We start from the raw sequence: 438 nt of genomic DNA, 5'->3' as shown, positions 1-438 counted from the left end.
CCCGCTGGACAGAACCGAGAGTAAATTGTTTCCGAACGGAACAAAGACGTTTCCGAAAACCCGTTCGGAGTCGTGAGTGGGTCCGGGGCGTGAAAAACCCGCCCCGGTGCGTACGGGGGAACACGCACCGGGGCGGGAGTCGCGGGGGCCGCCGCCTCTTACTTGAGGTGCAGCTGCTGGCCCGGGTAGATCAGGTCGGCGTCGTCGACGATGTCGTCGTTCAGCTTGAACAGCTTCGCCCAGCCGCCCTTGACGTCGTGCTCCTCGGCGATCGAGCTGAGGGTGTCGCCCTTGACGACCTTGTACTCGCCGTCGCCCTTCTCGACCTTCTTGCCGGTCGGGGTGGTGACGGTCTCCTTCTTGGCGGCCGGGCGCTCGTCGGAGCGGGAGGCCTTCTGCTCGGTGGAGCGGTCGGCGGTGGAGCCGCTGCTCTGGCTC

The 438-nt window shown here is 66.2% G+C and carries 1 protein-coding gene; it reads right to left on the bottom strand.

Features of this window, described 5'->3' with window-relative positions; translation table 11 throughout:
- Positions 1 to 158 precede the first annotated feature (158 nt).
- Positions 159 to 438, bottom strand: a 280-nt coding sequence (locus ACOV8S_RS31380; protein WP_448321875.1) for a LysM peptidoglycan-binding domain-containing protein, incomplete at its 5' end; no start/stop codon positions are given.

It is taken from the genome of Streptomyces sp. CO7 (assembly GCF_053474865.1).
The sequence above is the reverse complement of the archived record's forward strand: the minus strand, read 5'-3'. Positions and strand labels throughout refer to the sequence as shown.